Origin of the sequence: Anabaena sp. UHCC 0204, from assembly GCF_009711975.1 — a bacterium.
GTDB lineage: Bacteria > Cyanobacteriota > Cyanobacteriia > Cyanobacteriales > Nostocaceae > Dolichospermum.
The window spans coordinates 32,597-46,696 of the sequence record NZ_VIKW01000032.1; the positions used below are offsets into that span (position 1 = coordinate 32,597).

Here is a 14,100-nt window from a genome sequence, read left to right on the forward strand (position 1 = left end):
TATGCAATCTGCTGTATTTTAGAATAGTAGATTCATTAAAATATTGAAGGATGTTAGCTAAATTACCTGGACGGGTTCATTCTTTAGCTCCGATGATATCCAGCATATTAGGAAGAATAACTGCCTTAATTGGGTTAGTTGTCTTATTAGGATGGATATTTGATCTAGAAATCCTCAAAAGTGTTTTACCAGGATTGGTAACAATGAAGGTAAACACTGCGGTAGGTTTTTTACTGGGTGGAACTTCTTTGTACTTGGAGAATAAGTCCATCAAGTATAAGCCAATATCCCTAGTCTTAGCGGTCATCGTTTTGCTGTTGGGACTACTAACGATCATTCAGTATGGCTTTAATATTAATTTAGGTATTGATCAAATCATCATTCCCGAACCTGAAAATGCTATAGCCACCTCATCTCCAGGTAGAATGGCACTGAATACAGCACTGTGCTTTTTTTTGCTCGGTTTAGCCTTAGTTGGGCGATCGCAACAAATATTTAACGTTATTCAAGGTTTAGCCTTGATTAGTTTTTTTATTGCTTTATTTGGGTTAGTTGGCTATAGTTTCGGAATTCATACTTTATATCAACTTGCATCTTTCACTAGCATGGCGCTCCATACCAGTGTAGCGTTCATATTATTGAGTTTAGGGATATTATTAGCTGATCACAAACAAGGCTGGATGCAAGTCATCATGAGTCCTTACCTTGGTGGTATTACTGCTCGTCGTCTCTTCCCAGTCATTATCGGTGTTCCTATTCTGAGTACAGGATTTTTTTTATCCGTTCATCGCAATAATACCCTACCAGTCGAAGTGGGATTTATGATCAGAGCTATGGTAAATATCTTGGTCTTAGGTGGAGTAGCATGGTGGAATGCCAAATATTTAAATAATATTGCCAAAAAACATCAAGAAAGTCAACAGCAACTCCAGCAATCTTACGAACATCTAGAAATACGGGTCCAGCAACGTACTCTCCAACTAAAAACAGTTAATGATGAGTTAGAAAAAAGCCGTAGTAAATTATCTAATTTGATCAATACTCTCCCCGGAATTGTCTTTTCTCGTACTCAAGATATGAATTGGTGTATTGATCACATTAGTGATGGCTGTTTACCTGTAACTGGTTATAGTCAAACCGTCCTCAGCAATGAGAATTATCCTACTTTTCAAGATTTGATTGTTCCAGAAGACATCAGCAAAATTAACATAGTTATTCAACAAGCTATTGACCAAAAGCTACCTTATGAAATAGAATATCGAATTTTTGCTAAAAATGGTCAGGAAAAATGGTTGTGGGAAAAAGGTATTCCAGCTTCTTTTAATTCCCAAACACCACCAATTGAAGGATTTATCATTGATATTACATCACTCAAAGAAGCGGAAGCAGCACTACGTCAGAGTGAAACTAAATTTCGGGAATTAGCCGAAAATATTCACGAAGTATTTCATATTAATACTGCTGACATGAGTCAGGTATTGTATATTAGCCCTGCTTATCAAGAAGTATGGGGTAGGAGTTGTGAAAGCCTGTATCAAGATCCTCATTCGTGGAGTGAGTCTACACATCCTGATGATTATGAGCGGATGATGACAGCGTGTAACAATTTAACTAAAGGTCAATCCTTACAAGAAGAATATCGGATTTTGCGCCCTCATGGCGAAATTCGTTGGATATTTGCGCGTGTTTACCCTGTTTATAGTCAATCTGGAGAAATATTACGCCATGTGGGAATTTCTGAAGATATCACTAAGCGGAAACAAGCTGAATTGGAAATTCACCAACTCAATGAGGAATTAGAACAGCGTGTACAGCAACGCACTACCGAACTTACTATTGTCAACAAAGAACTAGAATCATTTTCTTACTCTGTCTCCCATGATCTCCGTTCGCCACTACGCGCAATTGATGGATTTAGCCAAATACTTTTAGATCGTTACCAAGAACAACTAGATGATAAAGGTAAACATTATTTAACTCGCATTCGTGCTGCTACTGTACGGATGGCAAAACTGATTGAGGATATGTTACAACTTTCAAAAGTGACTCGTAGCGAAATACGATGCACTCAAGTTAATTTAAGTGAAATTGCCCAAGGAATCATCCAAGAACTGAGTGAAAGCCAACCAGAAAGACAGATCCAGTGGTTAATTGCCCCTGATTTGATTGTAAGTGGCGATCGCCAATTATTAGAAATAATGATGGAAAACCTACTTAATAACGCTTGGAAGTTTACATCTACTCAACTACATCCACAAATCGAGTTAAATAGTATGTTCGTAGAGCAAGACAATGGTTCTTCTTTAACCTACTTTGTCCGAGACAACGGTGTTGGCTTTGATGAAACCTATGCTAAAAAACTATTTCAACCTTTTCAACGTCTTCACACTACTGAAGAATTTCCCGGTACAGGAATCGGTTTAGCGACTGTGCAAAGAATTATTAGTCGTCACGGTGGACATATATGGGCAAAAGGATCTGTGGGCAAAGGGGCAACCTTCTACTTTAGCATATAAAGATGACTAAATTAAGATCAAAATCATTTATATCTTTGACCACAGTATGGCTCAATCACCTACACTACTGATTATTGAGGATAACCAAGATGATTTAGAATTGACCCTACTCGCATTTGAGCAAACAGAACTAAAAGCTAATATTATCATTGCCAGAGACGGTGTTGAAGCAATTAACTATTTTTTATCCCCAAATCAGGCATTAGCACCACTACCTGACTTAATTCTGTTAGACTTACAAATGCCCCGACTAAATGGTTTAGAAGTTATTCGGGAAATTCGAGCTAATCCTCGGACAAAGTTGTTACCTATTGTGATTCTGACGACCTCTCATGAAGAGAGTGATCGGCTACAAGGCTATGGTTTAGGTTGTAATAGTTATATTCGTAAACCTGTCGAATATAGCGAATTTGTGAACGTTATGAAACAGCTAGGAATATACTGGTTGGTTCTTAATAGTCCTCCTCCTTTTAGCACCTAACCAAACTTTTATGAATAATCAAATTAGAGTTTTAATTGCGGAAGATAATATAGATGATGCTGAATTATTAGTATTAGAGTTGGAGTCTGCAAATTATCATGTAATTTATCAAATAGTTGATAGCGTTGCAACTATGTCTAATGCTTTAAAAAATGAAGTATGGGATATAATTTTAACCGACTATTCTATGCCTCATTTTAGTGCGATCGCTGCATTAAATTTAGTCCAAGAACTAGAACTTGATACTCCTTTTATCGTCGTATCAGGTTCAATTGGTGAAGAAACAGCAGTTGAATTAATGAGGTTTGGCGCTCATGATTATTTACTCAAACAAAATTTAACAAGGCTAATTCCAGCAGTCAAAAGAGAATTACGAGAAGCAAAAATGCGTTCAGAACGCCAACAAGCTTTAAAACAAATTAGAACTTTAGCCTTTGTAGATGAACTAACAGGTTTACCTAATCGCAATGCTTTATTAAAAGTTTTGCAAATGCACATTCATAATTCTCATCATGATGCTCACAAATTCGCAGTTTTGTTTTTAGATGTTGATCAATATCGAAATATAAAATATGGCTTTGGACATATTAAAAGTGAACAACTATTAATTGAAATTGCCAAACGGCTAAAAAGTATTTTATCTCCTGATGACTACTTGGCAAAAGTTGGTAAAGATGAATTCGTCTTACTATTTGGTAATATTATTAATGCCGATAATCTAGAAATAAAAGCTAATAAAATTCATCTTTTACTCGATCCTCCTTTTCAAATGGAAGGCTTTTTAACCTACGCATCAATTACCATTGGCATCGTAGAATCGAGGATGGATTTTGCCGACGCAAATGAATTTTTACGAGCAGCAGAAATAGCTAATTATAATGCCAAGCAAAAAGCCTTAAATTCATATTCAACTGTAATCTACAGTAAAAATATGCAAACTCAAATTCTCGAACGTTTAAATGTAGAAAATCAACTGCGGCAAGCCATCTCTAATCAAGAATTACGGCTATTTTATCAACCTATAGTTTGCCTCAAGTCTCATAAATTAGTTGGCTTTGAAGCCTTAATTCGCTGGCAACATCCCCAAAAAGGTTGGATTTCACCCGCAGATTTTATTCCCATAGCAGAACAAACAGGATTAATTATTCCTCTGGGAGAATGGATTTTAGAAACAGCCTGTAAACAGATGAAAGTATGGGAAACTCAGTTAATCGCTCATTTACCACTGAGTCTTTCAGTTAATGTTTCTGGTGTGCAATTAAATGAACCAGAATTAGTGCCATTAATAATTTATCTTCATCAATTTTTAAATCAGCAGAAAGTCAACTTGAAACTAGAAATTACAGAAACTAGACTAATGAATAACACACATTCAATTATCGCTAGTTTACGAGAACTTAGAAACGCAGGTATCAAAATTAGTATTGATGATTTTGGCACTGGCTATTCTTCTCTTTCTTATTTACAAAATTTACCAATTGATACTTTAAAAATTGATCGTTCCTTTGTTTGCAAAATAGCAGATAATCCCCAAGGATTGGGTATTATTCAAGCGATTATTACCTTAGCTCATACACTAGGTTTAGATATTGTTGCCGAAGGTGTGGAAACATTAACTCAAATGGATTATTTACAATCTTTAGGTTGTGATTATGGACAAGGTTATCTATTTTCTCCAGCTATTACCGCTGATTTAGTGCAAGATTGGCTGGTATCATATTTAGAAAAAATATACTCGATCAATAACCCAGTACCGCAGGGTGGAATTAAAAATTAAAAATTAAAAAAGCAGATAACACAAGCTGATTGAAAATTCTGGCGTTGCTGATAGCCATATTGAGGTATAAAATTCCTAAATTGAACCTTTAAAACTCTTACCTTTGCGTCTTTGCTACGGCAGTCGCTCATGGGGGAAACCCCCAAGACCGCGCTGCCTCGCCTTTGCGTGAGACTAAAATTCATACCCTTAATCAGCAACGCCAAAATTCTTAATGGTTGGTTGATTTACGCCGTTGTGTACTAGTTAGGCTAAAATCTGAAATCTTGTACAATCACACTTGTAGGATATATTAAGTGCTTGACAAAAAGTAACAAGTTATATTGCAATGAGCATCTCACCCACTCTACTTAAATTAAAAGAATGTGATATGCTGATATTACGTCTAAATACTTAAGTAATAATTATATTGACGTTAGTTTTAAATATTACTGTGTTTCTCAAGCCATAATGATCAGGAATTTAGAGAATGAATAAATTTACTTTATCTATCATTTTATTTAATAGTCTATTTGTTTCTATAGAAACTGCCAACGCTCAATTATTAATAAATAATCACAGCTATTCAGAAACAAAAATCACCGAAGTGGATCAAATTTCTCAGCAATTAAAATTACCATCTTCAAAAATAGCAGTAATTGACCAGAATAATCACGTAGAAAAACAAAATTTTGTGTGGGTATTTAAAGATCCCCAACAAGTTGGCAAACAACCATTTTTACAAATTACTAAAAAACCAGATCCTCCCCAAAAGACACCTGAATCTGCTTCTACCCCACCTCCAGAAGATGGATTAGGTGATTTTGGTGAAATTACTAAAGATACTCAAAAATCAGAGGGAATATTTACCATTTATCGCCACAAAAATAACAAGAAAATCTATTTAGAAATTAAACAAGAACAACTGCAAAAAAACTTTCTGGCTACCTCAACTTTAGAATCAGGAATTGGTGAAAAGGGGATTTATAGTGGAATGCCATTACAAGATTTTTTGTTTTATTTCCAAAAAGTAGATAATCAATTACAGTTTGTTGTGCGTAATGTTAATTTTCGGACACGCACAGGAGATCCCCAAGCAAGATCAGTAGCAAGATCATTTAGTGATTCTGTTCTCTACACCCTCCCTATTAAGAGTACCCATGCACAAAGAAAAACTATTCTGGTTGATTTAGGTGATTTATTACTAACAGATTTAGCAGGATTATCTACCAACTTAGAAGTAACTATTAATCCAGAACAAGCTTATTTTGGTAATGCTAAAGTTTTTCCCAAAAATTTAGAAATAGAGTCTATTTTTAATATTACTAATAGTGATAGTAATGCAAGACAGAATTTTGGTGTATTACCTGATAGTCGTGGCTTCACTATTAGAGTTCACTATAGTCTGTCCGAATTACCAGAACATAAATATCAACCCCGGTTAGCTGATGAAAGGGTAGGTTATTTTATTACAGCTTATCAAGATTTATCTAAAAATGACCGGAAAGATCCTTTTGTTCGTTATATTAATCGTTGGAATTTAGAAAAACAAGATCCTACAGCCGCAATTTCTCCACCCAAAAAGCCCATTGTTTTCTGGATTGATAATGCTGTTCCTTTAGAATACCGAGAAGCTATTAAAGAGGGTATTTTAATGTGGAATCAAGCCTTTTTGAAAGCTGGATTTAAGGATGCAATTCAAGTCCAACAAATGCCTGATCATGCCACTTGGGACCCAGCAGATATTCGCTATAATACCATTCGATGGATTAATACTGTAGATGGATTTTTTGCAATGGGACCATCCCGTGTTAATCCATTAACAGGAGAAATTTTGGACGCAGACATTCTAGTTGATGCTAGTTTTGTCCGGTTATTAAAAAACGATTATCGCCAAATAGTTCAACCTCAGCAAACACAACCTCGAACTTCTTTATCGGCATTAATCAAAAATGGCCGTCTGTGTGGTAAAGGTAATCAAAAATCTCCAAAGTCATTTGGCAATTTATCGAAATTAGCAACCGAGTATGATTTATGCTATGGAATTGAAGCATCCAATCAATTTGCTTTTGGTTCTTTAGCAATATCAATGTTAGGAAATAGTCCACCAAGTCAAGAAAAATTAAAGGATTATATCCACCAATATTTACGTTTAATTATTGCCCATGAAGTGGGTCATACTTTAGGTTTGCGGCATAATTTCCGTGGTAGTGCTTTTATCTCACCAGCAGAGATGAATAATCCCGAAATTACTCGTACTAAAGGTTTGACAGCATCTGTTATGGATTATATTCCTCCCAATATTGCCCCTGATGGTATTAAACAGGGAGATTATTTTCCGAAGATGGTAGGTCCTTATGATGAGTGGGCAATTCAGTATGGTTACACTCCTAGTCAAGCGACAACCACTATCGGGGAAAAGTCGTTTTTAGCAGCAATTACTGAAAAATCGTCTCAACGAGAATTGAGTTATTCTCCTGATGAGGATGTATCTAATAGTGATCCGACTGTGGACGCTTGGGATCATAGTAGTAATGTATTAGTTTACGCTGAGTCACAATTAGCAAATTCCCGCCGGATGTGGGAACGACTTAATCAGGGTTATCCCATTGCTGGGGAAAGTTACAGTGATGTAGAAGAGCGTTTCAATACTATCTTAGGAAATTATTTCCAGAATTTATATTATACCAGTAAATATATTGGTGGTCAGTCTTTTTACCGAGTTAAACCTAGTGAGAGTAAGGAACAATTACCATTTGTACCAGTACCAGTAGAACAACAGCGACAAGCATTGATCACAATACAAAAGTATGTATTTGCGGAAGATGCTTTGAAATTTCCCCCAGAATTATTGAATAAATTAGCACCTTCTCGTTGGCTGCATTGGGGGAGTGATATTCAAGTAGGACGCTTAGATTATCCTATTCATGATTTAGTGTTGTTGGTTCAGCGTGCGGTGTTGAGTGATTTATTAGCCAGCGATCGCTTGACTCGTCTCAAGGATCTAGAACTAAAAAGCACATCAGGAAATGCACTCACTTTGCCAGAACTATTTGATACATTACAATCTGGAATTTGGTCGGAAGTTTTTCAACCCAAAGGGAAATTAAAAATTTCTAGTTTGCGAAGAGGGTTACAACGCCAATACCTAGAAATATTAATAGCGATGGTATTGCGAAAAGAATATGTTCCTGAAGATGCTCGCACTTTAGCTTGGTATAAACTCAAACAATTAAATGCTCGGTTAAGCAGGGTGAGGTCAGACGATGAATATACTAAAGCTTTCTTATTAGAAACACGCGATCGCATTGAGAAAACTTTGAATGCACCATTGGTAGGGAATTAATTTCTGATCATCGTCCCCTTTGTTGCTTCCATAGCATACTGAACAAATTTTATGTACAATTATGATGCCCCCCAGGGGGATTTTCAATTATGATATTGTAGATAAGTAAAGTTTAGTAACAAATATTAAAAACTTTGATTAATCATACATTCCCTTCCTATACAGCAACCAACCCGACATTAGATATTAATGACAGCATTAAAAACACCTCCTTAGCAAGTGTTATATCTTTCCGAACAAGTTGGTTGGTATTTGTAGCAGCAGTTTTTCTAGTAACAGTACCAGTGTTTATAGAAGCGCCGTTAGTGCGATCGCTACCCACTCTCAGCGTAGTCATGACAGGCTTTTGGATAGCCTTGAGTATCACCTTAATGTCCCGTCCCCAAACCTATCTTTGGGGTGATATCCTCTTTGGTTTTAGCTGGACTTGGTTAACAGGAGCAATTTACTGGGGTTGGCTACGCTGGGAACCGATCTGGCATTTACCCGTAGAAGCATTAGGATTACCCATTGCCCTATGGTGTTTAGCCAAAAACTGGGGTAAAGTTGGCAATTGGTTTTACTTAGGTTCTTTATTTGGTACGGTTTTAACCGATATTTATTTTTATTTAGTAGATTTGATGCCCTATTGGCGACAAATTATGAGAACAGATCCCGAAGGAGCTTCACAAATCTTACAAAATGCCTTAATACAAGTCCAAACCCCTTGGGGAGAAGGCTGGGCAATCATTCTTGCCCTGATGCTCACAACAGTAGGAATAGCCTCTTTACTAAATAAGCAATATCATTGGTATGCCTTTGGGGGCGCAGTTTTGAGTACAATCTTAGTAGACAGTCTATTCTTATTAGCAGCGGCTCTTGCGTAAAATTTCCATAAATTGAGGTAAAACCTCAAAAAATGGGCGCAAAAGTGCTATTGAGTATGATTTTTGGCAAAAGTCAAGTCAAACTAAATAGTAGGAAATATTGTGGATATTAATACGCTGTATATTAGTTTTTGATGACTGTTGTGTTAGCTCTCAAGCTGAAACGATGAGGCTAAACCATGAAAAAACAAGGATCAGTTAGAAAATAAATTGTTCTAACAGCCCCAAACTTCTGGTTAAAGCCTTACAGTTCATAGCTTTTGGCTGCAAATATTCAACAATTTAATTGCTGTTTGATAGAAAGAGGTAAAAAATCGTGAAAGGATTGGTGCGTTTATTCACAGTATTCACATTGTTACTAAGTTGCTGGGGAATGCTGGGAACTACTCAGACAGCCCAAGCGGCTAGTTTCAATAGCTTTGTAGGGAATCAAGTCCCAGTTTTGGCAATTGCCCGCCAAAACAAAGCAGATTTGAAGCTGGGAACAGAGTTTGGGAAGAAAATAGATTTGAATAATACCAATATTGCCGCTTTCCAACAGTATCCAGGACTGTATCCCACTCTGGCTAAGAAAATTATCGCTAATGCTCCCTACGAAAAAGTAGAAGATGTATTAAGTCTGCCAGGATTGAGTGATAAGCAAAAACAACGTTTGCAAACTAACTTAGAAAAGTTCACAGTTACAGAATACGAGCCTAACTTTAACGAAGGCGACGACCGCATAAACAACGGTATCTACAGATAACCCTAGTTGGTAATTGGTGATTGGTGATTGGTGATTGGTAGAAGCAAAAGGCAAGATGTCTAATAAATATCCCTATTACCCATTACCCATTACCCATCACCCATTACCCATTACCCATTACCCATTACCCATTACCCATTACCCATTACCCCATCTTGCCTGATATAGATATTCCTAACCAATTTGATGTTTTAGTAGTCGGTGCTGGTGCGGCAGGACTATACACAGCCCTATGTCTACCAAAATCCTTAAAAATCGGCTTAATTACTAAAGAAACAGTTTCCCTATCGGCTAGTGATTGGGCGCAAGGTGGCATAGCTGCGGCTGTAGATCCAGAAGATTCGCCAAAACTGCATATTGAAGACACACTTAAAGCGGGTGCGGGTTTGTGTGATCTGGCTGCTGTAGAATTTCTAGCGGAACAAGCCCCTAGCTGTATTCAATCCCTTGTTAACTTAGGGGTAGCTTTTGATCGTCATGACAATCACTTAGCTTTAACCTTAGAAGCAGCCCATTCTCGTCCTCGCGTTCTTCATGCAGCCGATACCACAGGGCGGGAAGTAACCACAACCCTGACAGATCAAGTTCTGCGTCGTGAGAATATCCAAGTAATTCAGCAAGCTTTGGCTTTGAGTTTATGGATAGAACCGAAAACAGGTCATTGTTTGGGAATTAGCCTATTTTATCAAGGAAAAATTACCTGGATTAAAGCCAGTGCAGTAATTTTAGCTACTGGTGGTGGTGGTCAAGTATTTGCCCAAACAACTAACCCAGGGGTGAGTACAGGTGATGGTGTGGCGATCGCTTGGCGGGCTGGGGCGATTCTCCGGGATTTAGAATTTGTCCAGTTTCATCCTACAGCCTTGAGTAAACCAGGACGTTTTCTGATTAGTGAAGCTGTCCGTGGTGAAGGAGCGCATTTGGTGGATGACACTGGGCGACGTTTTGCCTTTGATTACCACCCAGCAGGGGAACTAGCACCGCGAGATGTGGTCAGTCGAGCTATTTTTAGTCATTTACAAAAAACGGCTGCTGACCCGGCTACAGCGAATGTCTGGTTAGATATGCGCCCGATTCCGGCGGACAAAATTCGTCATCGGTTTCCGAATATCATCGCCGTTTGTCAACATTGGGGAATTGATGTCTTTACTCAACCTATTCCTGTTTCTCCGGCTGCTCATTATTGGATGGGTGGAGTGAGTACAGATGTGATGAATCGCACGAATATTCCCGGTTTATATGCCATTGGGGAAACTGCTAATACGGGGGTACATGGTGCTAATCGTTTGGCTAGTAATTCCCTGTTGGAATGTATTGTCTTTGGGGCGCAAATGGCTAATGTTGATGATGAAAAATTGAGAATTACACAAATAGACTCTCCCCCAAATATTGAGACTATTGATTTTAGCTCATCTGCAATTGATTGGGAAAATGAACAAAGACAACTGGAAGCAATCCGTGAAAATTTACCCCGTGTAGTTTGGCAAAGTGCGGGTATTTGTCGAGAAAAATCAAGTTTAGAAAATGCCATTTCTCAAGTTGTATTTTGGCAACAAGAGTTTGCGGCTTTACCTTTAAGTCAATTATTATTAACTTTGCAATCTACGCAATCAGTTAATTTTCATCAACCACAAATTGAAAAGGAATTGAGGCTTTGGGCAGAAACCCGTAATTTATTAGATATTGCGGAATTAATTCTTAAAAGTGCTGCTTTTAGAACCGAAAGCCGGGGTGGACACTATCGTTTAGATTACCCCGAAACTGATCCTAATTGGCAAATTCATACTCTTGTGCAAAATCAGGAATGGTGGATAGGTAATAGGTGATATTATCTGCGATTAAACACCTTTTAGTCAAAAAGTCCCGCTAGAGTAATTTTAAATTTAATTCTTGCAACGTATTAGCAAGAGGATATCCAGCAGGATCTAAATTAAGACGACAAAAGCCAGAAGTAAGTTTAAATAAAAGTATCCCCTCAATATATCGGGAAAAGGGTTATTCAGTCATCCATGACGAACCAAAAGAATTGAGAGCAGATTTTTGCCGAATAATAGTTGCCAAAGAGGGAATATTTCCCACTTGAGCAATACTATTGCCAAAACCCTGAAACCCTATTGATATCGTCACGATTTTATTGGGTTTCAGACCTATTTGGGAAAATTGGCAATAGTGTTGCCTGAGAAATCCGGTTACGAATATTCTGGGAGAGATTCTGTCAGCATTTCCGCAACAGGCTTAGGGATTTGATTCGTAGTTTGTGGTAAATAAAGATTATGTCCAGGAATTGCTGACATCTGGATATTTTCTTGTTTAAACCGTTCCTGAATCATTTGGATGACATCTTCATGAACTCCCCAAAAATCATCGGTTGTAGTCCAACCACTGACACCAATAGAAAAATAATATTCTTCCACTGACCAGAGAAATTTTCCTGGTTTGGGATCTGCAAGAATTTTTGGATGTGATTTAATGATTTCCACCAACAATTTTTGCACTTTTGCTAAATCTTCATTCAGATCAATTCGCAACCAAATAGATACTTTACGGATTTCTGCATAAGTCAGATTTTCTATCATTCCCCCCCAAACATTATTATTGGGGATCACGTACATCTGACCTGCGAAACCTTTAATTTTAGTGCTGGCTAGAGAGATAGAATCTACATAACCCCAAATACCACCAACTTTGACTTCATCACCAATATCAAAGGGTTTGTTAAACATAATCATCAAACCACTGGCAAAGTTACCCAAATTGCTTTGTAGGGCAAAAGCTAACACGAAACTCGCACCCCCAAGTAAGGCTAAAATTGGACCAAGGCTGACTTCTAGTGCTGTTAGTGCCAACATGACACCGACGACAACACCACCACGCTTGATGACCATGACTGTAAACTGGCGCAATAATTCAGATGCACCCCCAATCCGTTTTAAGGAGCGATTGAGGATAATTCCTAGAATCTGAGAAACAAGGGTAGAGGCAATAACAATACCGACGAATTTACCGATGTTTGCTGCCCAGCGTAAGCCACCTTCTCCTGATTTCACCCAACTTACCAAGCGCACTCCCGCACCTTCCGTGTCTTGTAAGTCAACTGCAACTATGCTGATGGCTTCGATATATTGTTGATAAGCTTTAGGATCTCCGCCTTTGCTTTCTAACTCTGCAAGCACAACCTTGAATCTATCAATTACGGCTGTTCTTTCTGATTGTAATTCTGTAACGTTAGCTACGAGTTGATTTTTAAATTTTGCTTCTGCATCCGCATTTTTATCTAATTGTTCGGCAGCTTTTTCTAGTTTATCTCCCTTGGTTTTGAGATTGTCTTTATCGTTAACAGTCTCAACTGATCCTGCAACTTTGGTACTCCCATCACCTTCAATTTTAGTATTGTCTAAAGCCGTTGCAGCTTTATTTAAATCTTGGGAAGATTTTTTAGTAGCATCTGGGGTTTTAATCCCTTCTATTTCTTCTCTCACTTGCTTGAGAGATTTTTGGGCTGTATCTAGCTTTTTAGTTGCTTCTTTAAATTCAGGTGAATCGGGAACAGCTTCTTTTTCCTTGGTTTGGGCTTCTTCAAAAGCCTTGATTGCTGCCTCTAATTTATCAATCTTCTTTGTAGCATCAGTGTAGGCTAACGAACCAGCAGTTAATTCTTCTCGCTGTTTCTTGGCTTGATCTAATGCTTCTTTAGCTTTATCTAATTCTTCTGTTTCTTTAGCCTTGTCTATGGCCTCTTTTAAAGTATCATCTTTTTGAATATCCTTTTTAGCGTCTTTAGCTTCCTTAATAGATTCCTGTCCTTCTTTCAGCTTTTGTTTGGCTTCTTCTAATTTTTTTGTAGCCTCTGCATATTCTGGAGAACCAGGCGTTGCAGTCTTGAGTTGTGCTTCTGCTGCTTTAAGAGCTTCCTGTGACTTATCTAAGGACTCAGATGCTTCTTTCTGTTTGTTGATGCTGAGATTTTGCCGTTTAATAGCTATTTCTGCATTACTAATTTTTTGAACTTTATCTTTTAGTAAAATCAACCAAGCCGCTGATTCGTTTTGCAGTTCTTCTAATGTTAATGGCTTAACTAATAGTTGCAGTTCGTCAATAGGAACAGTAGGATCTTGAGTTGTAACTGCAAATTTGGGATCTCCAGCAGCAGGTTGAACTTTTTCGACTTTTGCTTCTTCTGTGGCTTTTTCTTCTGTTCTTCCTGGTGTAGTCCATAGTGCAAATGCAAATACTACACCTGCCAAAAAAATAGCACGAACTCGATAGCGCATCAATATTTTACCCTTTTTTAACAAAAAAACTTACTTATAGCAGTATATAACCACACGAGACATTGGTGACAAGGCGGTTGAAGATGAGATGTGGCAATAATTTGAGAAAATAAGGGGGT

General features: G+C 37.7%; 9 protein-coding genes. 7 read left to right on the forward strand and 2 right to left on the reverse strand.

The window, feature by feature from the left end; all coding sequences use genetic code 11:
• The first annotated feature begins 50 nt into the window (after nucleotides 1-50).
• The 7 genes from FJR04_RS20530 (at nucleotide 51) to nadB (ending at nucleotide 11,536) form a co-directional block, all read left to right on the forward strand.
• Complete coding sequence (locus tag FJR04_RS20530; protein WP_168498239.1) at nucleotides 51-2,516, forward strand: PAS domain-containing protein; 2,466 nt, start codon at nucleotides 51-53, stop codon at nucleotides 2,514-2,516.
• Nucleotides 2,517-2,562: 46 nt separating this feature from the next.
• Nucleotides 2,563-2,997 carry a response regulator gene (locus FJR04_RS20535; RefSeq protein ID WP_168498240.1) on the forward strand — a complete coding sequence of 145 codons (435 nt, stop codon included), beginning with the start codon at nucleotides 2,563-2,565 and terminating at the stop codon, nucleotides 2,995-2,997.
• A 10-nt stretch (nucleotides 2,998-3,007) separates the two neighbouring features.
• Nucleotides 3,008-4,774, forward strand: coding sequence for a bifunctional diguanylate cyclase/phosphodiesterase (locus FJR04_RS20540; RefSeq protein ID WP_168498242.1), 1,767 nt, complete (start codon nucleotides 3,008-3,010; stop codon nucleotides 4,772-4,774).
• Nucleotides 4,775-5,243: 469 nt separating this feature from the next.
• Entirely contained in the window at nucleotides 5,244-8,099 is a 2,856-nt protein-coding gene (locus FJR04_RS20545) for a zinc-dependent metalloprotease (protein WP_168498244.1), read from the forward strand.
• Nucleotides 8,100-8,233: 134 nt separating this feature from the next.
• The gene (locus FJR04_RS20550; protein ID WP_168498247.1) at nucleotides 8,234-8,965 is read left to right on the forward strand and encodes a DUF3120 domain-containing protein; all 732 of its coding nucleotides are present in this window, start codon (nucleotides 8,234-8,236) and stop codon (nucleotides 8,963-8,965) included.
• A 316-nt stretch (nucleotides 8,966-9,281) separates the two neighbouring features.
• Nucleotides 9,282-9,710, forward strand: coding sequence for a photosystem II complex extrinsic protein PsbU (gene psbU / locus FJR04_RS20555; RefSeq protein WP_168498249.1), 429 nt, complete (start codon nucleotides 9,282-9,284; stop codon nucleotides 9,708-9,710).
• 155 nt (nucleotides 9,711-9,865) lie between these two features.
• The gene (nadB, locus tag FJR04_RS20560) at nucleotides 9,866-11,536 is read left to right on the forward strand and encodes an L-aspartate oxidase (RefSeq protein WP_168498250.1); all 1,671 of its coding nucleotides are present in this window, start codon (nucleotides 9,866-9,868) and stop codon (nucleotides 11,534-11,536) included.
• Nucleotides 11,537-11,705: 169 nt separating this feature from the next.
• On the opposite strand, the gene FJR04_RS26525 is transcribed toward nadB, so the two are convergent.
• Nucleotides 11,706-11,837: a hypothetical protein gene (locus FJR04_RS26525; RefSeq protein ID WP_256366804.1), complete on the reverse strand. Its 132-nt coding sequence runs from the start codon at nucleotides 11,835-11,837 to the stop codon at nucleotides 11,706-11,708.
• Nucleotides 11,838-11,899: 62 nt separating this feature from the next.
• Entirely contained in the window at nucleotides 11,900-13,981 is a 2,082-nt protein-coding gene (locus FJR04_RS20565) for a mechanosensitive ion channel family protein (protein WP_174763563.1), read from the reverse strand.
• Between the last annotated feature and the right edge of the window lie 119 nt (nucleotides 13,982-14,100).

Bases quoted from the DNA above. Each gene is read 5' to 3' on its own strand.
- FJR04_RS20530 (WP_168498239.1), top strand. From the start codon at position 51: ATGTTAGCTAAATTACCTGGACGGGTTCATTCTTTAGCTCCGATGATA.
- FJR04_RS20565 (WP_174763563.1), bottom strand. From the start codon at position 13,981: ATGCGCTATCGAGTTCGTGCTATTTTTTTGGCAGGTGTAGTATTTGCA.
- FJR04_RS20535 (WP_168498240.1), top strand. From the start codon at position 2,563: ATGGCTCAATCACCTACACTACTGATTATTGAGGATAACCAAGATGAT.
- FJR04_RS20540 (WP_168498242.1), top strand. From the start codon at position 3,008: ATGAATAATCAAATTAGAGTTTTAATTGCGGAAGATAATATAGATGAT.
- FJR04_RS20545 (WP_168498244.1), top strand. From the start codon at position 5,244: ATGAATAAATTTACTTTATCTATCATTTTATTTAATAGTCTATTTGTT.